The 25,898-nt window shown below is 58.9% G+C and carries 25 protein-coding genes; 19 read left to right on the forward strand and 6 right to left on the reverse strand.

What is annotated here, in order from left to right:
• Positions 1-9: 9 nt before the first annotated feature.
• From AB8818_RS02855 to AB8818_RS02870, 4 genes are read left to right on the forward strand one after another with little or no spacing between them, the layout of a single operon-like run.
• Positions 10-1,032 carry an ABC transporter permease gene (locus AB8818_RS02855; protein ID WP_192982215.1) on the forward strand — a complete coding sequence of 341 codons (1,023 nt, stop codon included), beginning with the start codon at positions 10-12 and terminating at the stop codon, positions 1,030-1,032.
• Entirely contained in the window at positions 1,029-1,922 is an 894-nt protein-coding gene (gene ddpC / locus AB8818_RS02860) for a D,D-dipeptide ABC transporter permease (RefSeq protein ID WP_192982212.1), read from the forward strand. Before AB8818_RS02855 ends, ddpC begins: the two co-directional genes overlap by 4 nt.
• The gene (locus tag AB8818_RS02865) at positions 1,922-2,908 is read left to right on the forward strand and encodes an ABC transporter ATP-binding protein (RefSeq protein ID WP_192982209.1); all 987 of its coding nucleotides are present in this window, start codon (positions 1,922-1,924) and stop codon (positions 2,906-2,908) included. The genes ddpC and AB8818_RS02865 overlap by 1 nt, the downstream gene beginning before the upstream one ends.
• A complete protein-coding gene (locus AB8818_RS02870) occupies positions 2,901-3,830 on the forward strand; it encodes an ABC transporter ATP-binding protein (RefSeq protein ID WP_192982206.1) in 930 nt (309 codons plus the stop codon). The genes AB8818_RS02865 and AB8818_RS02870 overlap by 8 nt, the downstream gene beginning before the upstream one ends.
• Here the strand turns inward: AB8818_RS02870 and AB8818_RS02875 are convergent.
• Positions 3,827-4,576: an SDR family NAD(P)-dependent oxidoreductase gene (locus AB8818_RS02875; RefSeq protein WP_116339766.1), complete on the reverse strand. Its 750-nt coding sequence runs from the start codon at positions 4,574-4,576 to the stop codon at positions 3,827-3,829. The two genes, AB8818_RS02870 and AB8818_RS02875, sit on opposite strands and share 4 nt — an antisense overlap.
• A gap of 114 nt (positions 4,577-4,690) precedes the next feature.
• Between AB8818_RS02875 and AB8818_RS02880 the strand changes: the two genes are divergently transcribed.
• Complete coding sequence (locus AB8818_RS02880) at positions 4,691-5,596, forward strand: LysR family transcriptional regulator (protein ID WP_116339764.1); 906 nt, start codon at positions 4,691-4,693, stop codon at positions 5,594-5,596.
• A gap of 23 nt (positions 5,597-5,619) precedes the next feature.
• On the opposite strand, the gene AB8818_RS02885 is transcribed toward AB8818_RS02880, so the two are convergent.
• On the reverse strand, positions 5,620-6,048 hold the full coding sequence (locus AB8818_RS02885) for an OsmC family protein (RefSeq protein ID WP_028013230.1): 429 nt from the start codon (positions 6,046-6,048) through the stop codon (positions 5,620-5,622).
• Between the two features lie 115 nt (positions 6,049-6,163).
• Between AB8818_RS02885 and AB8818_RS02890 the strand changes: the two genes are divergently transcribed.
• Positions 6,164-7,123: a hypothetical protein gene (locus AB8818_RS02890; RefSeq protein WP_192982203.1), complete on the forward strand. Its 960-nt coding sequence runs from the start codon at positions 6,164-6,166 to the stop codon at positions 7,121-7,123.
• A gap of 7 nt (positions 7,124-7,130) precedes the next feature.
• Here the strand turns inward: AB8818_RS02890 and AB8818_RS02895 are convergent, their stop codons facing one another.
• Positions 7,131-8,006 (reverse strand): LysR family transcriptional regulator, encoded by an 876-nt coding sequence (locus AB8818_RS02895; protein WP_116339760.1) that lies wholly within the window; start codon positions 8,004-8,006, stop codon positions 7,131-7,133.
• 110 nt (positions 8,007-8,116) lie between these two features.
• Here AB8818_RS02895 and AB8818_RS02900 point away from each other — a divergent pair, with 110 nt between their 5' ends.
• The 12 genes from AB8818_RS02900 (at position 8,117) to AB8818_RS02955 (ending at position 22,136) form a co-directional block, all read left to right on the forward strand.
• A complete protein-coding gene (locus AB8818_RS02900; RefSeq protein WP_116339758.1) occupies positions 8,117-8,968 on the forward strand; it encodes a Vmh family MBL fold metallo-hydrolase in 852 nt (283 codons plus the stop codon).
• 231 nt (positions 8,969-9,199) lie between these two features.
• On the forward strand, positions 9,200-9,415 hold the full coding sequence (bdm, locus tag AB8818_RS02905) for a biofilm-dependent modulation protein (protein ID WP_013096534.1): 216 nt from the start codon (positions 9,200-9,202) through the stop codon (positions 9,413-9,415).
• Positions 9,416-9,510: 95 nt separating this feature from the next.
• Complete coding sequence (sra, locus tag AB8818_RS02910; RefSeq protein WP_008501714.1) at positions 9,511-9,648, forward strand: stationary-phase-induced ribosome-associated protein; 138 nt, start codon at positions 9,511-9,513, stop codon at positions 9,646-9,648.
• A 178-nt stretch (positions 9,649-9,826) separates the two neighbouring features.
• On the forward strand, positions 9,827-11,524 hold the full coding sequence (locus AB8818_RS02915) for an NAD-dependent malic enzyme (RefSeq protein ID WP_116339756.1): 1,698 nt from the start codon (positions 9,827-9,829) through the stop codon (positions 11,522-11,524).
• Between the two features lie 424 nt (positions 11,525-11,948).
• The gene (locus tag AB8818_RS02920) at positions 11,949-13,664 is read left to right on the forward strand and encodes an ABC-F family ATP-binding cassette domain-containing protein (RefSeq protein WP_316387196.1); all 1,716 of its coding nucleotides are present in this window, start codon (positions 11,949-11,951) and stop codon (positions 13,662-13,664) included.
• Between the two features lie 197 nt (positions 13,665-13,861).
• Positions 13,862-14,872 carry an alcohol dehydrogenase AdhP gene (adhP, locus tag AB8818_RS02925; protein ID WP_032656937.1) on the forward strand — a complete coding sequence of 337 codons (1,011 nt, stop codon included), beginning with the start codon at positions 13,862-13,864 and terminating at the stop codon, positions 14,870-14,872.
• 149 nt (positions 14,873-15,021) lie between these two features.
• On the forward strand, positions 15,022-16,641 hold the full coding sequence (locus AB8818_RS02930; RefSeq protein ID WP_192982197.1) for a TIGR04028 family ABC transporter substrate-binding protein: 1,620 nt from the start codon (positions 15,022-15,024) through the stop codon (positions 16,639-16,641).
• 10 nt (positions 16,642-16,651) lie between these two features.
• On the forward strand, positions 16,652-17,596 hold the full coding sequence (locus AB8818_RS02935) for an ABC transporter permease (protein ID WP_192982194.1): 945 nt from the start codon (positions 16,652-16,654) through the stop codon (positions 17,594-17,596).
• Positions 17,593-18,441 (forward strand): ABC transporter permease, encoded by an 849-nt coding sequence (locus AB8818_RS02940; RefSeq protein WP_163329503.1) that lies wholly within the window; start codon positions 17,593-17,595, stop codon positions 18,439-18,441. Before AB8818_RS02935 ends, AB8818_RS02940 begins: the two co-directional genes overlap by 4 nt.
• Positions 18,441-20,048 (forward strand): ABC transporter ATP-binding protein, encoded by a 1,608-nt coding sequence (locus tag AB8818_RS02945; RefSeq protein WP_192982191.1) that lies wholly within the window; start codon positions 18,441-18,443, stop codon positions 20,046-20,048. Before AB8818_RS02940 ends, AB8818_RS02945 begins: the two co-directional genes overlap by 1 nt.
• Entirely contained in the window at positions 20,045-21,034 is a 990-nt protein-coding gene (locus AB8818_RS02950) for a putative FMN-dependent luciferase-like monooxygenase (protein WP_192982188.1), read from the forward strand. The genes AB8818_RS02945 and AB8818_RS02950 overlap by 4 nt, the downstream gene beginning before the upstream one ends.
• 10 nt (positions 21,035-21,044) lie before the next feature.
• Positions 21,045-22,136, forward strand: coding sequence for an alkylhydroperoxidase domain protein (locus tag AB8818_RS02955; RefSeq protein WP_192982186.1), 1,092 nt, complete (start codon positions 21,045-21,047; stop codon positions 22,134-22,136).
• Between the two features lie 6 nt (positions 22,137-22,142).
• On the opposite strand, the gene araJ is transcribed toward AB8818_RS02955, so the two are convergent.
• A complete protein-coding gene (gene araJ, locus AB8818_RS02960; RefSeq protein WP_116339739.1) occupies positions 22,143-23,318 on the reverse strand; it encodes an MFS transporter AraJ in 1,176 nt (391 codons plus the stop codon).
• A gap of 165 nt (positions 23,319-23,483) precedes the next feature.
• On the opposite strand from araJ, the gene ppk2 reads away from it, so the two are divergent.
• Complete coding sequence (gene ppk2 / locus AB8818_RS02965) at positions 23,484-24,302, forward strand: polyphosphate kinase 2 (protein WP_080329185.1); 819 nt, start codon at positions 23,484-23,486, stop codon at positions 24,300-24,302.
• Between the two features lie 60 nt (positions 24,303-24,362).
• Here ppk2 and fdnI read toward each other — a convergent pair whose 3' ends face one another.
• Together fdnI and fdxH are read right to left on the reverse strand one after the other, a co-directional pair.
• A complete protein-coding gene (fdnI, locus tag AB8818_RS02970) occupies positions 24,363-25,019 on the reverse strand; it encodes a formate dehydrogenase-N subunit gamma (RefSeq protein ID WP_163329508.1) in 657 nt (218 codons plus the stop codon).
• Positions 25,012-25,896, reverse strand: a complete 885-nt coding sequence (fdxH, locus tag AB8818_RS02975; protein ID WP_371199755.1) for a formate dehydrogenase subunit beta — start codon at positions 25,894-25,896, stop codon at positions 25,012-25,014. The genes fdnI and fdxH overlap by 8 nt, the downstream gene beginning before the upstream one ends.
• Positions 25,897-25,898: the final 2 nt, after the last annotated feature.

Genomic DNA, 25,898 nt, shown 5'->3' on the forward strand with positions numbered 1-25,898 from the left:
GGAAAGCGTATGACGTTCTGGAGCATAGTGCGCCAGCGCTGCTGGGGGTTACTCCTGGTGGTGGCCGGTGTCTGTATCATTACCTTTATTATTTCACATCTGATCCCAGGCGATCCGGCCCGTCTGCTGGCGGGCGATCGCGCCAGCGACGAAATCGTGCAGAACATCCGCCAGCAGTTAGGGCTGGATCGGCCGCTGTACGTTCAGTTTGGCCGCTACGTGGACGCCCTGGCCCACGGTGATTTAGGCACGTCCATCCGTACCGGACGCCCGGTTGCGGAAGACCTGAAGGCCTTTTTCCCCGCCACGCTGGAGCTGGCCTTTTGTTCTCTGCTGCTGGCGCTGGTGATCGGCGTGCCGCTGGGGATTTTGTCGGCGGTCTACCGCAACCGCTGGCTGGATCACCTGGTGCGTTTAATGGCGATGACTGGGATCTCCACGCCGGCTTTCTGGCTTGGGCTGGGCGTCATTGTCCTGTTCTACGGGCACCTGCAGCTTCTGCCCGGCGGCGGCAGGCTGGATGACTGGCTCGATCCGCCGACCCACGTCACCGGGTTTTATATGCTGGATGCCCTGTTGGAGGGCAACGGTGAAGTGTTCTTTAACGCGCTGCAGCACCTGATTTTACCCTCGCTGACGCTGGCGTTTGTTCACCTGGGGATTGTGGCGCGTCAGGTGCGCTCGGCGATGCTGGAGCAGCTCAGCGAGGACTACATCCGCACCGCGCGCGCCAGCGGCCTGCCCGGCTGGTACATCGTCCTGCGCTACGCCCTGCCCAATGCGATGATCCCGTCCATTACCGTGCTCGGGCTGGCGCTGGGCGATCTGCTTTACGGTGCCGTACTGACCGAGACCGTCTTTGCCTGGCCTGGCATGGGCGCCTGGGTGGTGACGTCCATTCAGGCGCTCGATTTCCCGGCAGTGATGGGCTTTGCGGTCGTCGTTTCGCTGGCCTACGTGCTGGTTAATCTGGTGGTCGATCTGCTTTACCTGTGGATTGACCCGCGAATCGGGCGCGGAGGTGCCGAATGATGTTAACGCAGGAAACACCCGTCCCGGTGAAAACCGCCAGACAACGCGTCAACTGGGCAAAGCTGTTCTGGATGCTGCGTCAAAGCCCTCTCACGATCGTTGGCGGCGTCATTATGATTGCGATGCTCTTTCTGATGGTGGCCTCACCGTGGATTGTGCCGCATGACCCGAACGCGCTGGATCTGACCGCCCGCCTGCAGGCGCCGTCTGCGCAGCACTGGTTTGGTACCGATGAGGTAGGACGCGATCTGTTCAGCCGCGTGCTGACGGGAAGCCAGCAGTCGATTACCGCCGGGCTGGCGGTGGTGGTGATTGCGGGCGGCATTGGCTCACTGCTGGGCTGTTTGTCCGGTGTACTGGGCGGGCGCGGCGACGCCATCATCATGCGGGTGATGGACATTATGCTCTCCATTCCCTCTCTGGTGCTGACCATGGCGCTGGCCGCAGCGCTCGGTCCGAGCCTGTTCAACGCCATGCTGGCGATTGCGATTGTCCGCATCCCGTTTTACGTCCGCCTGGCGCGCGGGCAAACCCTGGTGGTGCGCCAGTTTACCTACGTGCAGGCCGCACGCACCTTTGGCGCTTCCCGCTGGCATTTGATCCGCTGGCATATCCTGCGCAACGCCCTGCCGCCACTGATTGTGCAGGCTTCGCTGGATATCGGCAGCGCCATTTTGATGGCCGCCACGCTGGGGTTTATTGGCCTGGGCGCGCAGCAGCCCACTGCCGAATGGGGCGCGATGGTGGCCGTTGGCCGTAACTACGTCCTGGACCAGTGGTGGTACTGCGCGTTTCCCGGTGCGGCGATTTTGATTACTGCCGTGGGCTTTAACCTGTTTGGCGACGGCATCCGCGATCTGCTGGACCCGAAATCGGGAGGAAAACAGTGATGACCGAATCGGTACTCAATATTGAAGACCTGCATCTGAGCTTCCCGATTTTTCGCGGTGAGGTTCATGCGCTGAACCACGTCTCGCTGGAGATCGGCAGGGGCGAAATTGTCGGTGTGGTGGGCGAATCAGGGTCGGGCAAATCCGTTACCGCCATGCTCGCCATGCGCCTGCTGCCGGAGGGCAGCTACCGTATTCATCACGGTCAGGTGAGATTACTCGGTGAAAACATCCTGACGGCGTCCGAGAAACAGCTCCGTCAGTGGCGCGGCGCTAAAGTGGCGATGATTTTTCAGGAGCCGATGACCGCCCTCAACCCGACGCGGCGGATTGGCAAACAGATGGTGGAGGTGATCCGCCAGCATCAGCCGCTTTCCCGGCGCGAGGCGCAGCAGAAGGCGATCGTCCTGCTGGAAGAGATGCAAATCCCGGACGCGAAACAGGTCATGGATCGTTATCCGTTTGAACTCTCCGGCGGCATGCGCCAGCGGGTGATGATTGCCCTTGCCTTCTCCTGCGAGCCGGAGCTGATCATCGCCGACGAGCCAACCACCGCGCTGGACGTTACCGTCCAGCTCCAGGTGCTGAGGTTGCTGAAGCATAAGGCGCGGGCCAGCGGCACCTCGGTGCTGTTCATCAGCCATGATATGGCCGTGGTGTCGCAGCTCTGCGACAGAATGTACGTGATGTATGCCGGCAGCGTGATCGAGAGCGGCGCCACGCAAACGCTGATCCACCGCCCCATGCATCCTTATTCCATTGGGCTGCTGCGGTGCGCGCCGGAAAACGGCCAGCCGCGCGCCCCGCTTCCCGCCATCCCCGGCACGGTGCCCAACCTCAGCCAGCTTCCGCAGGGTTGCGCGTTCCGCGAGCGCTGCTTTGCCGCCGGGGCGAAATGCAGCGAAACCCCGCGCTTAGTGCCCACTGGCGCAGAAGGCCAACAGGCTGCCTGCTGGTATCCACAACGGGAGAAACACCATGTCTGATGTACTGCTGGAACTGGATAGCGTGCACGTGAACTTTGCGGCGCGTAAAAACTGGCTGGGCCGCGTGACGGAACATGTCCATGCGCTTAACGGGCTGGACCTTGAGATCCGTCGGGGTGAAACGCTCGGCATCGTCGGGGAATCCGGCTGCGGGAAAAGCACGCTGGCCCAGCTGCTGATGGGCATGCTGAAGCCCAGCACCGGCGCGTGCCTGCGGGCGCACCACGCGGGCGGCATGCAGATGGTGTTTCAGGATCCGCTCTCCTCGCTCGACCCGAGGTTGCCGGTCTGGCGCATCATCACCGAGCCGGTGTGGGTGCAAAAACGCAGCAGCGAGCGCGAGCGCCGTCAGCTGGCGGAGGATCTGGCGCTGCAGGTGGGCATTCGCCCGGAATATCTCGACAGACTTCCGCACGCCTTCTCCGGCGGGCAGCGCCAGCGCATCGCCATCGCCCGGGCGCTCTCGTCCGACCCTGATATTATCGTGCTTGATGAACCCACCAGCGCGCTGGATATCTCCGTGCAGGCGCAAATCCTTAACCTGCTGGTGACCCTGCAGCAGCAGCGTAATCTGACCTACGTGTTGATCTCGCATAACGTCTCGGTGGTAAGACACATGAGTGATCGCGTGGCGGTGATGTATCTTGGGCAGATTGTTGAGCTGGGCAGCGCCGCGCAGGTGCTTGGCGAGCCGCGCCATCCCTATACCCGCCTGCTGCTCGACTCGGTTCCCCGCACCGGTGAACCGCTGGATGAAACGCTGGCGTTACGCAAAACGGAGCTTCCCGGCAACCGTCATCTGCCCGAAGGCTGTTTTTTCCGCGACCGCTGCCCGATGGCAGCGCAGGGGTGTGAACGTCCCCAGCCGTTACAGCGCTCACGCGAGGGCCGTAACGTTCGCTGCTGGCGTAATCTGGGTTAAATTTGCGCCATCCCGCCGTCCACAAACAGCTCGGTGGCGTTAATAAAGCTGGCAGCGTCGGAGGCCAGAAACGCCACCGCTTTACCCACCTCACCCGGCGCGCCTAAACGCCCCAGCGGTACCTGCGCGGCCAGCGCGTCGTACAGCCCCTGACGGTGCTCTTCCGGCACCAGATCGCCGAGACCCGGCGTTTTGATCGGTCCCGGGCTTACCACGTTGACGCGGATCCCGCGGCCCTGCAAATCAAGCGCCCAGGAGCGGGCAAAGTTGCGTACGGCGGCCTTACTGGCGCTGTAGACGCTGAAGTTGGCCGTCCCTTTAATGGACACCGTCGAGCCGGTCAGAATAATCGACGATCCGGCGGAGAGCAGCGGCAGCGCCTTCTGCACCGTGAACAGCACTCCGCGAACGTTGGTGCCGAAAATACGGTCAAACTGCTCTTCGGTGATCGCGCCCAGCGGCAGCATATCGCCGCCACCGGCATTGGCGAACAGGATATCAAGACGCCCTTCATCTTTGGCTATCCGGGCATAGACCTCATCCAGATCGGCAAGCTTTGAGACATCCGCGCGAATGCCTACCGCAGTTGAAGCAATTTCAGCCACCGCCGCGTCCAGCTCGGCCTGCCGACGTCCGGTGATGTATACCTTCGCGCCCTGAGCCGCCAGCTCCTGCGCCGTGGCAAGACCAATACCGGTGCTGCCGCCGGTGACCAGTGCGATTTTTCCTGAGAGAGTCGTGTTCATGTCATTTACCTTTTGTTGGGTTTGCGTTGGACAGACTTTAGCCCTTGCGGCATTAGTGAAAAACAGGCAAAAATGAAAATGACTATTCATCCACAGAAATAATCAGAGGTCATTATGGACCAGCTCATGGCGATGCGCGCTTTTACGCGGGTCGTGGAGTCCGGCAGTTTTACCCGCGCGGCGGACTCGCTGAATATGCCGATCGCCACCCTGAGCAAGCTGGTAAAATCGCTTGAGACGCATCTGGAGATACGCCTCCTGCACCGGACGACTCGCCGGGTGGTGGCGACGCCGGAAGGGATGGAATACTATGAAAAAGCGCTCAGGGTGCTGATAGATATCGAAGATATCGACACCTCGTTTCGCGTTTCCCGCGCGACGCCAAAAGGGCATTTGCGGGTTGACGTGGGCGGCTCCACCGCCCGGGACGTGCTCATCCCCCTGCTTCCGGAATTCATGCGGCGCTACCCGGATATCCGCATCGACCTTGGCGTAGCCGACCGGCCGGTCGATCTCATCAGCGGTAACGTAGACTGCGTGATCCGCGGCGGGCCGCTGGACGACTCGACCCTCATCGCCCGTCATCTCGGTAACGCCGAAATGGTCACCTGCGCGACGCCGGGTTACCTGAAAAATCACGGCGTCCCGGCCTATCCGCAGGAGCTGTGCAACGGGCACAAGCTGATAAGCTACCTTTCGCCCGTCACCGGGCGGGCATTTCCGTTTCGTTTCAGACAACACGGCGAGGCGCTGGAAATCAATATTCCGCACTATCTTGGCGTCAATGAAAGTAATGCCCATCTGGCTGCTGCCGCGGCGGGGCTGGGGATCGTTCAGACCTTTGAGTATTCGGCAAAGTCGTATTTGCTGGCGGGAACGCTGACGGCGATTCTCGGCGACTGGCGCCCTGCCGCCTATCCGTTTCATGTGGTTTACCCGCAGAACCGGCATTTGACGCACAGGCTGAAGGTATTTATCGCCTGGCTGGCTGAGGTGTTCCCCGCCGCGCTGAAGGGATAGCCGGGCGCGAACCCGGCTGGGGCTTAGTTAAGCTTATAGTCCAGGGTAATCTCGGCTTTCAGGAGCTGCGACACCGGACAGCCCGCTTTGGCTTTCTGAATAATGCCGTCAAACTGCTGTGGCGCAATGCCCGGAACGGTTACCTTGCTTTGCAGTGCAACCTTAGTGATGGCAAAGCCGCCGTCGGTTTTATCCAGAGAGACGTCCGCGGTCGTATCAATCGAATCAGCGGTATAGCCCGCTTCACCCAGCATCAGCGACAGCGCCATTGAGAAACAGGCCGCATGTGCCGCGCCAATCAGCTCTTCCGGGTTGGTCCCCTTTTCACCCTCAAAGCGGGTATTGAAACCATAAGGCTGTTGATTGAGAACGCCGCTCTCGGTGGAAACCGTTCCTTTTCCGCGCTTAATGTCGCCAGACCAGTGTGCCGAACCGTGCTTATGAATAGTCATTCTTGCTCTCCTTTTGGCTTACAAAGGGTTAAGTATAGACTACGCATCTGACACGCCCAGGAACACAGACGATTCCGGGACTTTCACCTGCTGTACCGACAACAAGGATAACGATATGACGCTAAAAATCAGGATGGCCGTCGCGGTAACCACGCTGGCTCTCTCACTGTCTTCACTGGCCAAAACGCCGGAGAACTTTATCTATACCAGCTCGGGCGACCTCGACGCGGCGCTCCCGCTTGTTGCGCGTAGCGACATCGGCGGCGTGCAGATCGTGTACAACTGGCGCCTGCTTGAACCCGAGAAGGATAGCTATGACTTCACGCGAATTGAGCAGGATCTGGCGCGCGTTAAATCCGCCCGGAAAAAACTCTTTATTCAGATCCAGGATCGTTTTTTTGAGCCGGACGCCCGCTACGTGCCGGACTATCTGATGCACGATAAGCAATACAACGGCGGGATTGCGCCGCAGTTCGATAACCCCGGCGAAGGCAAGCCTGTCGGCGCGGGATGGGTAGCGCGTCAGTGGGACCCCACGGTGCGCCAGCGCTACCAGGCATTGCTGGCAGCGCTCGCAAAACGCTTTGACGGCGAGGTGTATGGCGTAAACCTGCCTGAAACCGCCATTGATATCGACGAAAAAAATCCGCCCGCCGGGTTTACCTGCGACAGCTATTTCACAGGGGAGATGGAAAATCTGGCCTTTGCGCGCAAGGCTTTTCAGAAATCACACGTGGTGCAATACGTGAACTTCTGGCCGTGCGAGTGGGACAATGACCACAACTACATGGGGCGTCTTTTTGCGTATGCCAGCGCCAACAATATCGGCCTGGGCGGGCCGGACATTGTTCCCAACCGCAAGGCACACATGAAGAATGCCTATCCCTTCTTCCATAAAAATAAACAGACGCTGCCGCTCATCGCCATGGCGGTTCAGGAACCGACCCTGACCTATAAGAATCCTCAGACCGGAAAACCGTTCACCAAAGCGGAATTTGTCCGCTTCGGCGAAAGCTATCTCGGGGCCGATATTATTTTCTGGAGTACGTCGTCTCCCTGGCTAAAGGCGAAGTAACCCCTTCTTATGCCAGGTAGCGCGAAAGTTCGTCGAGAAACACGCGCAGCGCGGCAGGCTGATACTCCCGGGACTGATAAATGCCATGGATGGCAAGCGGTTTCGGCTTAAGCGCCTCCAGCACCGGCACCAGCAATCCCTTCTCCAGCGCGGCACGCGCTTCGCGCTCCGGCAGCATGGCAATGCCGCAGTGCTCGATCGCCGCGTCCATCAGCAGCGAAGAGATGCTGGCGCTCAGGTTGCCGCTGACGGCCACGCTCAGGCTTTCGCCTTCCGGCGTCAGGAAGTGCCAGGACTGCCCGGCGAAAAAGCTATAGTGCAGGCAGTTGTGCTGTGCTAATTCTTCGGGGCTGGCGGGTGTTCCGTGCTGCGCCAGATACGCCGGCGAGGCGCAGAGTACGGAGCGACACTCCCCCAGCCGGCGGGCAATCATGCCGGGTTCGGGGTTATCCGTAATGCGCACGGCGACGTCTATGCGCTCTCCCACCAGGCTGACCGGATGATTGTTCACGTCCAGCTCGATGCGCAGCTGCGGGTAGCGCGAGAGCAGTCCGGGCAGCACGGGCGCAATCAGGTGCATCGCGGTAAAGTGCGCGCAGGCCACCCGCAGCGTGCCGGACGGCAAATCTTTTACCGACTGACCTTCAATTTCCTGCGAGATCTGCGAGAGCGTCCGCGTTTTTTGCAGCACCTTTTCACCCGCCGCGGTCAGCGTTAGCTTGCGCGTGGAGCGGTTTACCAGCCGCGTACCCGCCCACTTCTCCATTTGTTCCAGGTAGCGGCTCACCATCGGGCGGGAGATGCCCAGCGCGCGCGCCGCCGCGCTCAAGCTTCCCAGCTCACATATCCGGTTGTAGACCTGAGCGGCAATAACGCGATCCATAAAAGCTCCATCTGCTCGATTTATGAAACTAAGCATGTCTTGTTTCAGGAATTCTGGCAAATGAGAATATCCGTACAATAGCGATATTCCTGAACAACTGAGACAACAGCATGAAACTCACTCATATTGCCCTGCTTTCCACCCTTTTCGCTCCGGCTGCTTTTGCCGCACCGTTGACCATTGATACCTATAACCCGCAGGAAAAAGGCATTTTCGCGGTCTCCTCCACGCTGGTGTCCGGCCCGAAAGAGGCAGTGCTGTTTGACGCGCAGTTCAGCGTGAAGGATGGCGAAGCGCTGGTAGAGAAAATTCGCCGCAGCGGTAAGACCCTGAATAAGATTGTGATCACCTCCGGCGATCCGGATTTCTACTTTGGCCTGCAGCCGCTGGTGAAAGCCTTCCCGAATGCCAAAGTGGTGGCCACGCAGCAGGTGGTTGACCATATTAAGGCCACCAAAGACGCCAAGCTCGCCTTCTGGGGCCCGCAGATGAAGGACGGCGCGCCGACTAAGCTGGTGGTGCCGCAGGTGCTCGCCTCCACCACGTTCATGATTGACGGTGAAAAGATCGATATCGAGCAGCCGGACAGCTACGCGGCCTATGTGTGGATCCCGTCTGCAAAAACGATCCTTGGTGGCACCGGCGTATCCTGGGGCATTCACGTCTGGACAGCAGATACCCAGACGCCGGCTCGCCGTCAGCAGTGGCAGCAAACCCTGGACAATATGGCCGCGCACAAACCTGAACGCGTGATCCCGGGCCACTATCTGGGTACTCCGCCTGCAGGAACCGGGGCGATTGATTTTACCCGTGACTATCTGCAGCATTTTGAACAGGCGTTATCGGCACATAAAAACTCAGCGGGCGTCATCGGTACCCTGAAAAAACAGTATCCGGGCCTGGCTGAAGAGAGCTCTCTGGAATTAAGCGCCAAAGTGAATACTGGCGAAATGAAGTGGTAACTTAAAAACGGCTCCTGCTATATTTTCGTGATGGCAGGAGCTCCCAAAAATATCTTCACCGCTACATATCAATATATCCCCACATTTTAAAAGCGCATAAAAGCATACACTTATGTCGTTTTTATTTCTAAGATGAATCTGAGCCACAACCGGGAAAATATTTGCCATTCTGTTTATGAATTAAATTTTTTGCGAGCCGTACCATTAAACAGACAACGACACGGAGGCAGCATGTTTACTTATTACCCGGCGAATACCGCAGCAGCACAACCTGAACTCGTTAACGCGATTGCGCAGGGTCTTCACGCCGAGCACGGTGCTGTGACTGAAGATGACATTTTGATGGAACTGACCAAATGGGTGGAGTCCACGGATAATGACATCCTCAGTGACATCTACCAGCAGACCATTAACTACGTCGTCAGCGGGCAAAACGCACCTTTGTAAAAACCTGCTAAGCTGGATCTGCAACCTAAGGGGTTACATTTCGTTTGCGAAAGCAAACTGGTCCTTAAAACTATCAACAGGATTGAGGAGTTAACATGAAATCGAACCGTCAGGCACGCCACATTCTGGGACTGAACTACAAGCTTTCTAATCAGCGTAAAGTGGTGATTGAAGGCGACCACGAAACGCAGGTCACTCACGCCACCGGCAGAAAACGCCACGCGGGCAAGTAAGTTCCAGACTGAGATTCAGAACACCATCGGTAATCCCGATGGTGTTTTTGTTTATGTGTTGCGGTAATTAATATTTAGCTCCTTTATAATACCGCCCGACCGCACCCCGTAGCACAGGCCAGAAAGATGACAAACAGCAGTGTCAGGGACGGATCTTCAAAAAAAAAGAGTGAGTGACATGGACAACAAACTGAAAAAACATCGTTCCTTATATATCCCTTATGCCGGCCCGGTTTTACTCGAATTCCCCCTGCTCAACAAAGGTAGCGCCTTCAGCATGGAAGAGCGCAGCAGCTTTAACCTGCTGGGCCTGCTGCCGGAAGTGGTTGAAACCATCGAAGAGCAGGCAGAGCGTGCGTGGATCCAGTATCAGGGCTTCAAAACCGAGATCGACAAACACATTTACCTGCGCAACATCCAGGACACCAACGAAACCCTCTTCTATCGCCTGGTACAAAACCATCTCGAAGAGATGATGCCGGTGATCTACACGCCAACGGTAGGTGCGGCGTGTGAACGCTTCTCTGAGATCTACCGTCGCTCACGCGGCGTCTTTATCTCTTATCAGAACCGTCACAATATGGACGACATCCTGCAGAACGTGCCGAATCACAATATTAAAGTGATTGTGGTCACCGACGGGGAACGTATTCTCGGCCTCGGCGACCAGGGCATTGGCGGGATGGGGATCCCAATCGGTAAGCTCTCTCTCTACACCGCCTGCGGCGGCATCAGCCCGGCGTATACCCTGCCGGTAGTGCTGGACGTCGGCACCAACAACCAGCAGTTGCTTAACGATCCGCTGTACATGGGCTGGCGCCATCCGCGCATTACCGACGACGAGTACTACCAGTTTGTCGACGACTTCATCCAGGCCGTGAAGCACCGCTGGCCGGACGTTCTGCTGCAGTTTGAAGACTTCGCGCAGAAAAACGCGATGCCGCTGCTGAACCGCTACCGCGATGAGATCTGCTCCTTTAACGACGACATCCAGGGCACCGCAGCGGTGACCGTGGGGACGCTTATCGCCGCCAGCCGCGCGGCCGGCAGCCAGCTGAGCTACCAGAAAATCGTCTTCCTGGGCGCAGGCTCTGCGGGCTGCGGTATCGCCGAGCAGATTATCGCCCAGACGCAGCGTGAAGGCTTAAGCGAAGAGCTGGCCCGCTCCCGCGTCTTTATGGTGGACCGATTCGGCCTGCTGACCGACGGCATGCCGAACCTGCTGCCGTTCCAGACCAAGCTGGTGCAGAAGCGCGAGAACCTGAAAAACTGGGATACCGACAACGAAGTCCTATCCCTGCTGGACGTGGTGCGCAACGTGAAGCCAGATATTCTGATCGGTGTTTCCGGGCAGACCGGTCTCTTCACCGAAGAGATTATTCGCGAGATGCACAAGCACTGCGCGCGCCCTATCGTGATGCCGCTCTCCAACCCGACCTCCCGCGTGGAGGCGACGCCGCAGGACATCATCGCGTGGACTGAGGGTAACGCGCTGGTCGCGACCGGCAGCCCGTTCGATCCGGTGGTGTGGAAGGATAAAACCTATCCGATTGCCCAGTGCAACAACTCCTATATCTTCCCGGGCATTGGTCTGGGCGTGATCGCCTCCGGCGCGTCCCGCATTACCGATGAGATGCTGATGTCGGCGAGCGAAACCCTTGCGGGCTACTCGCCGCTGGTCAACAACGGTGAAGGGCTGGTGCTGCCGGAGCTGAAAGACATTCACAAGGTGTCGCGCGCTATCGCGTTTGCGGTCGGTAAAATGGCGCAGCAGCAGGGCGTGGCGGTGAAAACCTCTGCCGACGCGCTGCAGCAGGCTATTGACGATAACTTCTGGATGCCTGAATACCGCAGCTATCGCCGGACCTCGATTTAATCCGCTCCGACCGTTTCCTCTCCATGTGGGAGACGCGGTGCGGCCCAATCGCCCGGTGGCGCTTCGCTTACCGGGCCTACGGGTGGGGTGTTTTCCCTCTCCCTGTGGGAGAGGGTTAGGGTGAGGGCATCAGACCGCACCATTGAATACCCACTAGCCAAACCCCTTTTCCCCCGCTACACTCCTTTCATCCATTAACTCACTGAATATATAAGGAGGCCATTTATGCTGTATCGTGAAATTTTCAATGTTTCACATACATTTGGTGATCGCACCAGCTCAAGCGTTATCGGTATCGTGCTGCGATAACTTCTGCTTGAGCGAAGACACCAACCCCTGAAATCCCTTCTCTCGGGCTTACTGAGTTATCGTCAGCGATGTTTGACGAGGCATAAACATGCCTGTAACTCTTGGGTAAGCAACAATGAGCACTTTACTCACTGCACAATCTTTACGCGTTGATACGGCGTTTGGCACGCTCTTCGACTCTCTCTCCTTTACGCTGAAAAAAGGCGACCGCATTGGCCTGCTGGGCGACAACGGCTGCGGCAAAAGTACGCTGCTGAAGGTGCTGGACGGCACAGATTCCCCTACCGCCGGAACGGTCGCGCTGGCCGGGCACTGCCTGATGGCACGCGTGGAGCAACATCTCCCGGACGCCATTTTCCCGCTGACCATGCTGGATGCGGTACTCGCACAGCTGCCCTTAGCTGAGCGCGATAGCCTGCGCTGGAAAGCCGAAACCCTGCTGACCAGCATGGGCTTCACGCCGCAGGATATGATGCTGCAATCCGCCACGCTGAGCGGCGGGCAACACACACGCCTGCTGCTGGCGCGGGCGCTGATTCACGAGCCGGATCTGCTCCTGCTTGATGAACCCAGCAACCACCTGGACCTGCCGACCATGCTCTGGCTGGAACACTTCCTACAGAACTGGTCAGGCAGCTTCGTGCTGGTCTCGCACGACAGACAACTGCTGGATGCCGTCACCAACGGCAGCTGGATCCTGCGCGATAAGACGCTGCACTACTTCGCCCTTCCCTGCACCGCCGCGCGCAGGGCGCTTGCAGCAAAAGATGAAAGCGACGCGCAGCGCCACAAGGCGGAGCAAAAGGAGATCGACCGCGTAACCGCCAGCGCGAAGCGGCTGGCGACCTGGGGTAAGGTTTACGACAACGAAGACCTGGCCCGCAAAGCCAAACAGATGGAAAAACAGGTCGAACGGCTGAAGGAGAGCCAGACGGAAGTAACGGCAGGCAGTCAGTGGACGTTAACCCTGCGCGGTGACGCGCTGCGGGCAGACCGTCTGCTGGAGATGGAAAACCTCGACGTTCCGCCTGCTCCGGAGCTACCGCCGCTGTTTAACATCGACGTTGCGCGGCTAAAAAGCGGCGACCGCGTGGCGATTGTCGGTCGTAACGGCTGCGGTAAATCGTCGCTGATGAGGCTTATCTGGCAACAATTTGCCGATATGCCCGCAGACAGCGGGTTGAAAATCCATCCGCGCGTGTCGCCAGGCTATTACGACCAGACACTGAATCAGTTGCCGGATGACGCCACGCTGCTCGACGCGCTGGAGCCTTTCGCGCCAGATCCGCAGAACCGCAAAATGGCACTGATAAGCGCGGGATTCCCATGGGCGCGTCACGGGCAAAAAGTCAGTACGCTCAGCGGTGGCGAGCGCTCTCGTCTGCTGTTTGTCGGCCTGACGCTTGCCCGCTATAGCCTGCTGATGCTGGATGAACCCACCAACCATCTCGACATGGAAGGCAAAGAGGCGCTGGCGGAAACGCTGCAACAGTTCGAAGGGGGCGTGCTGCTGGTCAGCCATGACCGACAGTTAATCAGCCAAAGCTGCAACCGCTTCTGGCTGATTGAAGAGGGAAAGCTGAGCGAGTGGCACGATGCAGAAGCGGTGTTTGAGCGCCTGCGTGAAAGCGCGGGGCTGGTGACATCCACCGCGCCCGTCATCGCCGCTGGTGAGGTTCAACCCTCCTCCCCGTACGACGATCTGCTTGAACGGCTGGTCGCGCTGGAAACGCTGCTGGAAGACGATCTGGCGCGTAAGCCGAAGCATCAAAAGCCGCAGCTGCAGGCGCAATGGCGTAAAGAGATTGAGGAGATAGAAGCACTGCTGTAAATCTGCGCCCGGCGAGTCTCTCTCGTCGGGCCAGTATTTTCCCCCTTAATTATTAGAGGAACGCCGTATTCTTAATCTGAAATCGGCTTAAATGATGACATTATGTTGCTGCAGCCTTGCATTACCAGGCTAATGTATTAATCCTTAAGAGGTATTACCCTGCTATGCAGATACTTATCATGAACAAGGAGATACACATGAAGGCTGCTGTTGTTACTCAGGATCATCAGGTCAACGTCACCGAAAAAACCTTACGCCCGCTAAAGCACGGGGAAGCCCTGCTGAAGATGGAATGCTGTGGCGTATGCCATACCGATCTCCACGTGAAGAATGGTGATTTCGGCGATAAAACCGGGGTGATCCTGGGCCATGAAGGGATTGGCATCGTGAAGGAAATCGGCCCCGGCGTGAAATCACTGAAAGTTGGCGATCGTGCCAGCGTGGCGTGGTTTTTCGAAGGTTGCGGCCACTGCGAATACTGTAATACCGGCAACGAAACTCTGTGCCGCGACGTGAAAAACGCCGGTTACTCCGTTGACGGCGGCATGGCGGAAGAGTGCATCGTCACCGCTGACTACGCCGTAAAAGTGCCGGACGGTCTGGAATCCGCTGCGGCCAGCAGCATCACCTGCGCCGGCGTTACCACCTACAAAGCGGTGAAGGTCTCGGGTATCAAACCGGGCCAGTGGATCGCCATTTACGGTCTCGGCGGGCTGGGTAACCTCGCTCTGCAGTACGCTAAAAACGTCTTTAACGCCAAAGTCATCGCCCTTGACGTTAACGACGAACAGCTGAAGCTGGCGGCCAGCATGGGTGCAGATTTAACCATTAACTCCCGCAGCGAAGATGCCGCGAAAATTGTGCAGGAGAAAACCGGCGGTGCCCATGCCGCAGTCGTCACTGCCGTCGCCAAAGCGGCATTCAACTCCGCCGTTGATGCCGTGCGTGCCGGTGGCCGCGTGGTGGCGGTTGGCCTGCCGCCGGAAGCGATGAGCCTCGATATTCCGCGTCTGGTGCTGGACGGCATTCAGGTGGTGGGTTCGCTGGTCGGTACCCGTCAGGATCTGCAGGAAGCCTTCCAGTTTGCGGCCGAGGGCAAAGTGGTGCCGAAAGTGACGATGCGTCCGATCGAAGACATCAACGCCATCTTTAAAGAGATGGAACAAGGCCAGATCCGTGGTCGTATGGTGATTGACCTGCGTTCGTAATCACCCACCGTACATCACCGCTCCTTACCGGGGCGGTTTTTTTATAGCCATTTTCCGGCAATCCTTATCTTAATTCCTTTGTTCACTTGTTTTCCCGCGCGCCCGATGATGAATCCGACGCTAACAAGAAGATAACAAAGGAATTCACCATGCAAACCCCATTTCGTCTGCCGCTACTGACGGCGCTGATTCTGACGACCACCGCAGCCTGGTCCGCGGATGCGCCTGTTAAAGGCGGCACGCTGATTTATCTGGAGCAACAGGCGCACACCAACCTCTATCCGCCTGCCGGCGGCTTCTACCCGAACGGCGGCATTCTGAACCAGATCACCGACAAACTGACGTGGCAGAACCCAAAGACGCTGCAGGTGGAACCCTGGGTGGCAGAAAGCTGGACCACCAACGCCGATAAAACCGAATACACCTTTAAACTGCGTCCCGGTATTACCTTCTCCGACGGCACGCCGCTGGATGCTAACGCCGTGGCGAAAAACTTTGATACCTACGGCTTAGGTAACAAGGCGCAGCGCCTGCCGGTGTCAGAAGTGATCAATAACTATGATCGTAGCGAAGTCATCGACCCGCTGACCGTGAAGTTCTACTTCAAAAAACCGTCGCCGGGGTTCCTGCAGGGCACCGCCACCATTGGCTCGGGTCTGGTCTCGCTCAGCACGCTGAAGCGCAACTTTGAAGAACTGGGTGACGCCCGCCACATCATTGGCTCCGGGCCGTTTGTGGTGAAGGACGAGAAGTTGGGGCGTGAAGTGACGCTCGAAGCCCGTAAAGACTACCAGTGGGGGCCCAAAAACCTGCCGCAGCAGGGGCCAGCCAATCTGGACGGCATCAAGTTTATCGTCACTCAGGAAGACAGCGTGCGCATCGGCGCCCTGCTGGCCGGCCAGGCCGACTTTATTCGCCAGGTGCAGGCGTATGACGAAAAGCAGGCGACCGACCAGGGCTATAAAATCTACGCTGCCCCAACGCGTGGGGTGAACGACAGCATCAGCTTCCGTCCGGATAACCCGCTGGTCTCCGATATTCGCGTACGCCAGGCGCTGCTGCATGCCACCAACGCAAAACAGGTGGTCGAGACCCTCTTCTCGGCCAACTATCCGCAGGCGAAGTCGGTGATTGCCGATTCCGCAGCAGGCTTTGTCGATCTCAGCGACAAATTGACCTTTGACCCGGTAAAAGCCAACAAGCTGCTGGACGACGCGGGCTGGAAAGCGGGCAGCGACGGGGTCCGCGCCAAAGACGGCCAACGACTGGCGCTAACGGTGTATGAATCCCTGCCGCAGCCGCAAAACAAAGAGGTGCTGCAGCTGGTTGCCCAGCAGTGGCGACAGGTGGGCGTGGCGCTGAGCGTCAAAGCCGGTGACGCAGGCAGCCGCACGCTGGATAACCTTGACCCGCTGAAAACCCCGTTAACCGTCTCCGAAGTAGGCCGCGCCGATCCTGACGTGGTGAAAAGCATGTTCTACCCGGCTAACCGCGACGCGCTGCTGCAAAAGGGCGGCTCCAGCGACAAGGTCAAAAACTTCCGTGACGACAAGCTGAATGAGCTGCTGGTGAATATTTCTGCTGAGGTCGATCCGCAAAAACGCCTGCAGCTGACGGGCGACGCCCAGCGCTACCTGCTGGATAACGCCTACGTCATCCCGATTTTCGAGGAGCCGCAGGTCTTTGCCGGTGCGCCGTGGCTGAAAGGCGTCAATTTTGAAGCGGTAGGCCGCCCGTCGTTCTACGGCGCGTGGATTGAGAAACACTGAGGAGCTGACGATGCGCCACGCACTTCTTCAACGCTTTGGGCACGGGCTGCTGGTACTGTGGGCCGCCTTTACCCTCTCGTTCGTGTTGCTCCAGGTGCTGCCGGGCGACGCGGTGCTGATTAAATTTCAGAACCCGGACCTGGGCCTAAGCCCGGCGCAAATCGAGGAGATGCGCGTGGCCTACGGTGCGGACAGCCCGCTGTGGCAGCAATACGGCCACACGCTGGTGGCGATGCTGCGCGGGGATTTCGGCTATTCGTTACAGGCAGGGGTGCCGGTCAGCGAGTTGATTGCCAGCAATCTGCCGGATACCCTGAGTCTTGCCCTGCCCGCGTTTGTGCTCGCGGTCCTGCTGGCGTTTGCGCTGGCTTTTGCATCGCGTCTGCCGGGTCTGCGCTGGCTGAGCAATACCCTCCAGTCGCTGCCGGTCCTGTTTATCTCCTTACCCACGTTCTGGCTGGGGATTGCCCTCATCCAGCTCTTTTCATTTCAGTTGCGGCTGATCCCGGTGATTAACCCGACGCCGCTGCAGGGGTTGATCCTGCCAATCGTCACCGTCGCGATCCCGATCTCCGCCCCGCTGGCGCAAATCCTGATGCGCAGCCTGGACCAGGTGGCAACGCAGCCGTTTGTCGCCGTTGCCCGGGCCAAAGGGCTGAGTGAAACCGCCGTTCTGTGGCGTCACGTCACCCGCAACGCCCTGCTACCGGTCCTGAACATTGCCGGGCTGCTGCTGGGCGAGCTGATTGCCGGGGCGCTGATCACCGAAACCGTTTTTGGCCGCAGCGGGCTCGGCCAGTTGACCCAGCAGGCGGTGAATAACCAGGATATCGCCGTACTTCAGGCGGTAGTGATGATTTCCGCCCTCGGTTTTGTCCTGATTAATCTGCTGGTGGATCTGCTGATGCCGCTGCTGGATCCCCGTCTGCAAACCGTTACCGGAGGTGCTTCATGAGCCTGGTCGATTACGCCGCCGCCGCGCGAAAGCGCGTTCCAGCGTGGCAGGAAGTGGAATGGCAACCGGGACTGTGGCTGGCATGGGGGGTGATTATTCTCGCCGCTTTTGCCGCCGTGGCGCCCGGCCTGTTAACCCACTACAGCCCGATTGAGGGCATCGCCGGGGCACAACGCCTGGCGCCGCAGGCGGGACACTGGCTCGGCACCGATCAGCTTGGCCGCGATGTTTACACGCGCATCGTGTACGGTGCCTCACACTCCCTGAGCGCAGCGCTGGCCGCCGTGACGATGGGTCTGGTGGTGGGTACCGGCTTAGGGGTGGTTGCCGGGGCGTTCGCCGGACGCGTCGAGTCTTTCCTGATGCGTTTTGTCGACGTGCTGCTGTCCATCCCGTCTCTGCTGCTCTCACTGACGGTCATTATTCTGCTCGGGTTTGGCACCGTTAACGCCGCGATTGCCGTAGGCGTTGCCTCCATTGCCAGCTTCGCCCGCCTCGCGCGCGGTGAAGTGGTGCGCATCCGGCATACGGATTACGTCGAGGCGGCGTTTGGCAGCGGCGGGACGTTTTTCGCCGTGCTGTGGCGACACATTCTGCCCAACGCGTTAACCGCCGTCCTCGCCTTTGCCACACTGCAGTTTGGTCAGGCCATCCTGGCGCTTTCCACGCTGAGCTTTCTCGGCTACGGCACCCCGCCACCCGTGCCGGAATGGGGCTTATTGATTGCCGAAGGCCGTAACTATCTCTCTACCGCCTGGTGGTTAACCACCTTCCCCGGCGTCGTCGTCATCGCCGTGGTGCTGGCCACCAACCGTATCAGCCAACAGTTCAGCGGAGGTCGCTAATGACCGTTCTCTCAGTGGAAAATTTGACGATCAGCTACCGTACCGCGCGCCAGTGGCGAGAGGTGGTGCATAACGTCAGCTTCACGCTCGGGCGAGGGGAAATGCTGGCGTTTGTCGGTGAATCCGGATCCGGCAAAACGACCACGGCACAGGCGATCATTGGTCTGCTGGCCGACAACGCCCGGCGCGATGCGGGAAAAATATCGCTCAACGGCGAAGAGATTAGCCTATGGTCCGCTAAGCGTCTCGATACCCTTCGCGGGGCGCGAATTAGCCTGGTTCCGCAGGATCCAGGTAATTCGCTCAACCCGGTGAAAACTATCGGCGCTCAGGTCGGAGAAATCATTCAGCTACACCAGAAAGTGACCCGCGCCCGGCGCGACGAACAGGTGCTCGCCCTGCTGACAAAGGTCGGCCTGAGCCACCCCGAACAGCGCATGACGCAGTATCCCCATCAGCTCTCCGGCGGGATGAAACAGCGCGTGCTGATTGCCATCGCCATTGCCCTGCGCCCGGACGTCATCATTGCCGATGAACCCACCAGCGCGCTGGATGTGACGGTGCAAAAGCGTATTCTCGATCTGCTGGATATCCTGCGCCGGGAATCGGGTACCGCCGTTCTGTTTGTCACCCACGATCTGGCGCTGGCCGCGCAGCGCGCCGACAGGCTGCTGGTTTTTCGCTATGGCGAGGTTCAGGAGCAAGGCAACACCGCCGATATCGTACGCACGCCGCAGCACGCCTACACCCGCCAGCTGCTGAGCGATCTCCAGGGCCAGCGCCTGACCATCGCCCCGGTGGCCGGCCGCCCGCTCGCGTCCCCGGCCATTCGCGCCCGCGCCATCAGCAAACAATTCTCCCTGGGCAAAGGTCATCAGCTTCAGGCGCTGGATCGGGTGACGTTTGACGTCAGGCGCGGCAGCACGCACGCGCTGGTCGGGGAATCCGGCTCCGGGAAAACCACCCTCGCCCGTATTTTGCTGGGTTTTGAACAGGCCGACAGCGGGCAGGTCATCATTGACGATATTGATGCCACCGCGCTCAGCCGCGAGGCCCGCCGCCAGCTGCGCCAGAAGATCCAGTTTGTTTACCAGAACCCGTTTGCCTCTCTCGACCCGCGTCAGACGCTGTTTGACATCATCGAAGAGCCCCTGAAGAACTTTTCTCGCCTCGGTAAGGCGGAGCGCAAAGTCCGGGTCGAGACCGTGGCACAGCGGGTTGCCCTGCCGGTCGATATATTGAGCCGCACCGCCCGGGAGCTTTCAGGCGGACAGCGTCAGCGCGTTGCCATCGCCCGGGCGCTGATCCTGGAGCCGACCATTCTGGTGCTGGACGAAGCCACCTCCGCGCTGGACGTCACCGTGCAGGCGCAGATTCTGGCTCTGCTTCAGCAGTTGCAGCAGCAGCTGGGACTGACCTACCTCTTCATCACGCACGATCTGTCCACCGTCCGCCGGATCGCCCACAGCGTCACGGTGCTGCGCAGCGGTCAGGTGGTCGAACAGGGCGATGTCGGAACCTTATTCGCGTCGCCGCAGAACGACTATACCCGCGAGCTGATTGACGCCATTCCCCATTTTTCACCCGCTACGGAGGAGTTCGCATGACGCGAAAACGCCTGGGATTTTTCACCCGCCTGCTTGACGACGCCACGCCGAAGGAGCGCTATCGTCTGGCAACCGAACAGATCCGCCACGCCGAACGCCACGGCTTTGACAGCGCCTGGATCGCGCAGCACCACTTCCATGAAAGTGAAGGCGGCCTGCCGTCGCCGCTGCTGTTTCTGGCGCACGTGGCCGCGCATACCGAAACCATCCGGCTGGGCACGGCCATCATTACCCTGCCGATGGAAAACCCGCTGCGCGTGGCGGAAGATGCCGCCGTGCTCGATTTACTCGCCGATGGCCGTCTTGAAGTCGGTTTTGGATCGGGCGGAACACCGACCTCCTTTCTGCCGTTCGGCCTGACGTTTGAGGATCGCGGCGCGGCCTTTGCGGACCATTTGCATGTGATCCAAAGCGCCTGGCGCGGGGATTCACTGACCCATCCTGATAACCACCTTTATCCGCCGGCGCCACAGCTTGCCGACCGTATCTGGATTGCCACCTTCTCCGTTGACGGTGCCGTTCGCGCCGCCCGGGCTGGACACGGTTTAATGCTCTCCCGCACGCAGCCTCGCCCGGCAGACCGCCCGGATTTAACGCTCGACGCGATCCAGAACCCGATTGTGGATGCCTACCTCGATGCGCTACCTGCGGACATCGCGCCGCGTATTCTGGCCTCCCGTACGGCGTTCGTCGCCGACAGCGATGACTATGCACTCAGGGTCGCAACGCTGGGCCTCACGAAACAGGCCCGGCAGCATCGCGCTGCCGGGTACGCAGTTAAAGGTGACACCGTCACCGATTATATCCGCCAGTTTGACGCGCATATCGGTTCCCCCGATACGGTCCTGCATTCGCTGAATGCTGACTCCGTTCTCAGGCGCGCAACGGATATTTCATTCCAGGTCCATTCGGTCGAACCCACGCACCGCGACACGCTGCGCTCCGTTGAGCTGATCGCAGAACAGATTGCCCCCCACATCCTTTGAGGAGACACCTATGTCATTAAGTCAGGACATTCTCGCCGAGCTGGCGGAAATTAAACCCGGTTCCCCTCTGGCAGAGGCGCGCGCTACGCGAGATGCCGCCACACGCCACGCCCAGGGCAGCTACGAAATTCTGTTTAGCCAGCAGGATAATGATTTTGCACTCGACGAGCGCTTCGCCGTGGCGGCCAAAGTCGCCAGGTGGCACAGCGCGGAGGCGCTGGCCGCGCACTATGCGGGGTTTGGACTGGCCGACCCCACCTCGGACCGCCTGACCCCGGCGCTGAACTTCGCGCGCCTGCTGACGTTTTCACCTGTCGAAGCCACGCCGGCCGCGTTAACGGCGCTGACCCAGGCCGGGTGGAGCAAGGAAGGCATCGTTACCCTGGCACAGCTCGTCGCGTTTGTGAGCTTCCAGAGCCGACTCGTCGCCGGGCTGCGTCTGCTGAACGACAGGCCCGTCGCGGCAAGCGAAACGTCGGTGGCGGCAGGCGTCTGGCACACGACCGCAACCACGGTCACCGGGAAGGAGGCACCCGTCGCGTTCACCCAGCAGGAGCTGGGATGGGAACCGTGGATAGCGGCCAAACCGCTGGCGGACTTCCGTGACGATGAGGTTGCCATCCTGGCGAAATTTGGCCATACCGATTCCGACTACTTCCGCCTGCTGGGGCGCAACCTGCCGGTACTTGAACAGCGCACGCTAACGGATAAAGGAATTTTTTATACGCCGGGGGGATTGCCGCGCGCCGAGCGCGAGCTGGCCGCAACGGTCGCCAGTAAAATTAACGGCTGCATCTACTGCGCATCTGTCCATGCGCGTAAAGCCAGCCAGCTGTCAAAGGATGACGCTGCGGTAGAGGCCCTGCTGGCCGTGCGGCCGGGGCAGTCCCTCAGCGAGGGGCAGTCTGCACGCTGGCAGTCGGAAATTAACTTTGCGGGGGCGCTGTCTGTCACGCCGCCTGCCGCCACGCCGCTACACCTCGCCGCGCTGGAAAAAGAGGGGCTGGATACCCTGGCGCAGCTTGACCTGGTGCAGTCCGCCGCGTTCTTCGCCTGGGCCAACCGGCTGATGCTGACCCTGGGTGAACCCTGGCTTGCGTAAACCCCATCAGGCTAGCGCGCGAGCGTTAGCCTGGGCACGTCTCGCCCGCAGGTAACCGTAAATCAGCAGCGCGCTCATGGCCGAGAAAGAGAGTATTGCCGCTGGCAGCGTGACGTAGCGCCAGCTAAAGCCGAGGGTAATCATCATCCCGCCGAAGTACGCACCGATCGCACTGCCGAGATTAAACGCCATCTGCCCTCCTGCTGCCCCCAGCATCTCACCGCCCTTCGCATTTTGCAGCAGCAGGATCTGCAGCGGCGCGGAGAGCGCAAACAGCCCGGCACAGCAGATAAAGCCCATGACCAGCGAGGCCGCTTGCAGTTCGCCAAAGGCAAAAAGCAGCAGCAGTGAGGCGACAATCACCATGTCGGTAGCCGCCGCAATGCGCAGCGGGCTAAACCTGCCAGAGAGCTTACCGCTCAGCAGATTACCTAACACCATGCCAAGCCCCATCAGCATCATGATGACCGTCATCAGCCCTTCCGAAAAGCCGGAAACATTGACCATAAAGGGCTTAACGAAGCTAAACCACGCGAACACCCCGGCATTACCAAACATCGTGGCGGCAAAAATCAGCCAGGGTTCAGGTTTCCTCAGAAATTTGAACTGCTCGGTCAATTTGATTTCTGACGTGTCGCGGATGTCCGGCACCCAGAGCAGAACTGAGAGGATCACCAGCGCGTCGAACACCGCAATCAGGAAAAAGGTATAGCGCCAGTTAAAGGCGTGCCCCAGCCAGGTCCCCAGCGGCACGCCCACCAGGTTGGCTACGGTCATACCGGCGATCATCCCGGCCACCGCGACCGTCACCTTACCCGGTGGCGCAATTTTGGAGAGGATTATCGCCCCGACGCCAAAAATGGCCCCGTGCGGAAAACCGGAAATCAGCCGCCCCAGCGCCAGCCAGAAATACGACGTAGAAAACGTAAACAGGGCATTGCCTACAGCGCACATCGCCACCAGAAACAGCAGCGTGGTTTTTAAGGAGAACTTGCCTGAAAACAGCGCCACAATCGGGGCGCCAACCACCACACCGAAAGCATAAAACGAGATCATATTCCCGGCGGAGGGAATCGAAATGCCGGTGTCATGCGCCAGCTCGGTTAGCACGCCCATAATGCCAAATTCAGCCATTCCCAGGCCAAACGTGCCAAGCGCCAGCGAAAAAATTGTCTTTTTCATACCGCAACCACAGGTTAAAAACTCGCGACGGGCATTATTGAACAATCTTGTATGGTGAGCCAGTTCAAATCAGCTGGCTGACACATTAATCCATTAATTCAGGTGGATTACACTTTGTAGTGCGGCCTCGTTTTTCCCGTGCCGGACAACCAGAGGATGACAATTATGGGAAGTAAAAAGAAAGCCCCTGTCGCTGTTGAAGTCGTAAAGAGTGCTCCGCTAAAGACTAAAGAATATGAAAAAGAGCTACGCCGCCTGCACGTCGAACTGGTCAAACTCCAGCAGTGGGTTGTCGCCAAAGGACTGAAGGTGTGTATCGTTTTTGAGGGGCGCGACGGCGCCGGTAAAGGCGGCACCATCAAAGCGATTACCGAGCGCGTCAGCCCGCGCGTCTTTCGCGTCGTCGCGCTTCCCGCGCCTACCGATAAAGAAAAAAGCCAGCTCTACTTCCAGCGCTACGTTCCGCATCTGCCCTCAGCGGGCGAAATCGTCATCTTCGACCGCAGCTGGTATAACCGCGCGGGCGTCGAGCGCGTGATGGGATTCTGTACCGAAGAACAGGTGGAGAAATTTCTGGACGGCACGCCGGTCATGGAAAAAGCGATGGTCGATGCCGGCATTATCCTGCTGAAATACTGGCTGGAGGTGACGCCAAAAGAGCAGGAGCGCCGCCTGCGCGACCGCATCAACGATGGGCGCAAAATCTGGAAGCTGTCCCCCATGGACATTAAATCTTTTAACCTGTGGGACGAGTATACCCTCGCCCGCGACGCCATGTTTGAAGCCACCGATACCGCCTGGGCGCCGTGGTTTGTGGCCCGTTCAGAAGATAAAAAACGCGTGCGCCTGAATATTATTTCGCACCTGCTGACGCAAATCCCCTATAAAGAAATACACGTAGACAAGGTGGATTTACCGAAACGTAAAATTGGTAAAGTTAAACCCACAAAATATCCGTTCCGGTATGTGGAAGAGCGGTTCTGATATAGCAGGGGTAGGCCCGTGCAAGCGCAGCGCCGCCGGGCAAAGCCGACGGCGCAGGTCTTACTTGATCCCTTCCGTACTTTCCTGTTTCGCTTCCAGACGTTCCACATCACGATACCAGCGCGGATGGTGTTTCTGCGCCCAGCGGCGGCTCACCTTCCCTTCAATCATGCCTTTAATCGACCCTTTTACCCAGAACGCCATATACATATGGATCAGGATGGCGTGGATCAGAATGATGGCCGACGTGGCGTGGATCAGCAGCGCGTAGCGAATTACCTGAATGGGGAAATACTGGGCAAAATACGGACGCCAGATAATTACGCCGGTCACCAGCAGCACAAAAATCATGCTCATGATGGTCCAGAACATCATCTTCTGTCCGGCGTTGTATTTGCCCACCTTCGCGACTTTATGCTCGTTGCCCTTCAGGACTTCGACGATACCTTTCAGCCACGGGATATCCTGCTTGTCCGGGATGTTATGGTGGACAAAGCGCACGAACATAAACATCAGCACCACGAAAATCAGCACGCCGAAGAACGGGTGCAGAATGCGCCCCATTTGCGGCGTACCGAAGGTCTCGGTCAGCCACTGTAGCGTCGGGAAGAAGAACGAAATCCCCGACACCGCCACCAGGAAGAAGCAGATCACCACCGTCCAGTGACAGGCGCGGTCGATAAACTTTGTGCGCACAATCATTTTCGACTTACTCATGGTGCTCCTCCTCGTCGTCATCCACCTCTTTGTTTGGCCCGATACCGATGTAGTGATAAATCAGCCCCGCAAAGGTGGCGATAAAGCCCGCCGCAGAGAGCGGTTTAAGCGCCCCTTTCCACAGGTTGATGGAGGTATCGATCGCCGGATCTTTCGGCAGATTATGATACAGCTCCGGCTGATCGTTATGGTGGAGCACGTACATTACGTGCGTGCCGCCCACGCCCTGCGGGTTGTAAATGCCCGCCTTGTCGTAGCCGCGCGCTTTCAGCTTTTCCACCCGCTCTTGCGCCACGTCCAGCATCTCTTTTTTGGTGCCGAAGTGGATAGCACCAGTGGGACAGGTCTTGACGCAGGCAGGCTCCTGCCCGACGCTGACGCGGTCCACGCACAGGGTGCATTTATATACCCGGTTATCCTCTTTATTGAGGCGCGGGACATTAAACGGACAGCCCGCGATGCAGTACCCGCAGCCGATGCAGTTGTCCTGCTGGAAGTCGACGATCCCGTTGGCGTACTGAATAATCGCGCCGGCAGACGGGCACGCCTTCAGGCAGCCCGGATCTTCACAATGCATGCAGCCGTATTTGCGGATGAGCCACTCCAGCCTGCCGTTCTGGTCGGTTTCGCTAAAGCGCATCACCGTCCAGGATTTGGCGCTCAGATCCGCCGGATTATCGTAGACCCCGACGCAGTGCCCCACCTCGTCGCGGATATCGTTCCACTCCGAACAGGCCACCTGGCAGGCTTTACAGCCCACGCAGGAGGAGACATCGATAAGCTTGGCGACCTCTGCCTTATAGTCCCGCGCGCGGGGCGCGGGGGTGATCGGGTTGGTCGCGGAGCGTTTAATAATGTCTTGTGTTTCCATCGCCATTT

Origin of the sequence: Enterobacter sp. KB-280D8, assembly GCF_041399405.1 — a bacterium.
In the GTDB taxonomy this organism is placed as follows: domain Bacteria; phylum Pseudomonadota; class Gammaproteobacteria; order Enterobacterales; family Enterobacteriaceae; genus Enterobacter; species Enterobacter cloacae_N.

What these genes read in the sequence shown, in the direction of transcription:
- AB8818_RS02935 (WP_192982194.1), top strand. Translation starts at nt 16,652, where the DNA reads ATGCGCCACGCACTTCTTCAACGCTTTGGGCACGGGCTGCTGGTACTG.
- AB8818_RS02870 (WP_192982206.1), top strand. Translation starts at nt 2,901, where the DNA reads ATGTCTGATGTACTGCTGGAACTGGATAGCGTGCACGTGAACTTTGCG.
- AB8818_RS02945 (WP_192982191.1), top strand. Translation starts at nt 18,441, where the DNA reads ATGACCGTTCTCTCAGTGGAAAATTTGACGATCAGCTACCGTACCGCG.
- AB8818_RS02885 (WP_028013230.1), bottom strand. Translation starts at nt 6,048, where the DNA reads ATGACTATTCATAAGCACGGTTCGGCACACTGGTCTGGCGACATTAAG.
- fdnI (WP_163329508.1), bottom strand. Translation starts at nt 25,019, where the DNA reads ATGAGTAAGTCGAAAATGATTGTGCGCACAAAGTTTATCGACCGCGCC.
- ppk2 (WP_080329185.1), top strand. Translation starts at nt 23,484, where the DNA reads ATGGGAAGTAAAAAGAAAGCCCCTGTCGCTGTTGAAGTCGTAAAGAGT.
- AB8818_RS02950 (WP_192982188.1), top strand. Translation starts at nt 20,045, where the DNA reads ATGACGCGAAAACGCCTGGGATTTTTCACCCGCCTGCTTGACGACGCC.
- AB8818_RS02940 (WP_163329503.1), top strand. Translation starts at nt 17,593, where the DNA reads ATGAGCCTGGTCGATTACGCCGCCGCCGCGCGAAAGCGCGTTCCAGCG.
- AB8818_RS02890 (WP_192982203.1), top strand. Translation starts at nt 6,164, where the DNA reads ATGACGCTAAAAATCAGGATGGCCGTCGCGGTAACCACGCTGGCTCTC.
- adhP (WP_032656937.1), top strand. Translation starts at nt 13,862, where the DNA reads ATGAAGGCTGCTGTTGTTACTCAGGATCATCAGGTCAACGTCACCGAA.
- ddpC (WP_192982212.1), top strand. Translation starts at nt 1,029, where the DNA reads ATGATGTTAACGCAGGAAACACCCGTCCCGGTGAAAACCGCCAGACAA.
- AB8818_RS02915 (WP_116339756.1), top strand. Translation starts at nt 9,827, where the DNA reads ATGGACAACAAACTGAAAAAACATCGTTCCTTATATATCCCTTATGCC.
- AB8818_RS02900 (WP_116339758.1), top strand. Translation starts at nt 8,117, where the DNA reads ATGAAACTCACTCATATTGCCCTGCTTTCCACCCTTTTCGCTCCGGCT.
- AB8818_RS02955 (WP_192982186.1), top strand. Translation starts at nt 21,045, where the DNA reads ATGTCATTAAGTCAGGACATTCTCGCCGAGCTGGCGGAAATTAAACCC.
- AB8818_RS02930 (WP_192982197.1), top strand. Translation starts at nt 15,022, where the DNA reads ATGCAAACCCCATTTCGTCTGCCGCTACTGACGGCGCTGATTCTGACG.
- bdm (WP_013096534.1), top strand. Translation starts at nt 9,200, where the DNA reads ATGTTTACTTATTACCCGGCGAATACCGCAGCAGCACAACCTGAACTC.
- AB8818_RS02880 (WP_116339764.1), top strand. Translation starts at nt 4,691, where the DNA reads ATGGACCAGCTCATGGCGATGCGCGCTTTTACGCGGGTCGTGGAGTCC.
- AB8818_RS02855 (WP_192982215.1), top strand. Translation starts at nt 10, where the DNA reads ATGACGTTCTGGAGCATAGTGCGCCAGCGCTGCTGGGGGTTACTCCTG.
- sra (WP_008501714.1), top strand. Translation starts at nt 9,511, where the DNA reads ATGAAATCGAACCGTCAGGCACGCCACATTCTGGGACTGAACTACAAG.
- AB8818_RS02920 (WP_316387196.1), top strand. Translation starts at nt 11,949, where the DNA reads ATGAGCACTTTACTCACTGCACAATCTTTACGCGTTGATACGGCGTTT.
- AB8818_RS02875 (WP_116339766.1), bottom strand. Translation starts at nt 4,576, where the DNA reads ATGAACACGACTCTCTCAGGAAAAATCGCACTGGTCACCGGCGGCAGC.
- fdxH (WP_371199755.1), bottom strand. Translation starts at nt 25,896, where the DNA reads ATGGCGATGGAAACACAAGACATTATTAAACGCTCCGCGACCAACCCG.
- AB8818_RS02895 (WP_116339760.1), bottom strand. Translation starts at nt 8,006, where the DNA reads ATGGATCGCGTTATTGCCGCTCAGGTCTACAACCGGATATGTGAGCTG.
- AB8818_RS02865 (WP_192982209.1), top strand. Translation starts at nt 1,922, where the DNA reads ATGACCGAATCGGTACTCAATATTGAAGACCTGCATCTGAGCTTCCCG.
- araJ (WP_116339739.1), bottom strand. Translation starts at nt 23,318, where the DNA reads ATGAAAAAGACAATTTTTTCGCTGGCGCTTGGCACGTTTGGCCTGGGA.